Annotated in this window: 1 protein-coding gene; it reads left to right on the forward strand. The window is 48.4% G+C overall.

The annotated features are described in order from the left end of the window. Nucleotides 1-304: sodium:solute symporter family transporter (locus ACNKXV_RS14090; RefSeq protein ID WP_417908346.1), on the forward strand; the 304-nt coding region annotated here is incomplete at both ends.

A 304-nucleotide genomic window follows, 5' to 3' on the forward strand; every position in this document is an offset into this window, starting at 1 on the left:
GTCAGCTGGTAGCTCTGCCAAAGAGTTTTTCCTGTCCGGTAGAAATATGCCTTGGTGGCTCCTTGGGGTTTCCATGGTGGCAACTACCTTTTCGGCGGATACTCCTAACCTTGTCACTGATATAGTCAGAAAAAACGGTGTAGCAGGCAACTGGGCTTGGTGGGCGTTTTTGCTTACAGGTATGCTGACCGTATTTGTGTATGCCAAGCTGTGGAGAAGATCTGAAGTGACTACCGACCTTGAGTTTTATGAATTGAGGTATTCAGGCAAAGGTGCGGCCTTTTTGAGAGCGTTCCGGGCAATT

Origin of the sequence: Christiangramia aquimixticola, from assembly GCF_048285835.1 — a bacterium.
Taxonomy (GTDB): Bacteria; Bacteroidota; Bacteroidia; order Flavobacteriales; family Flavobacteriaceae; genus Christiangramia; species Christiangramia aquimixticola.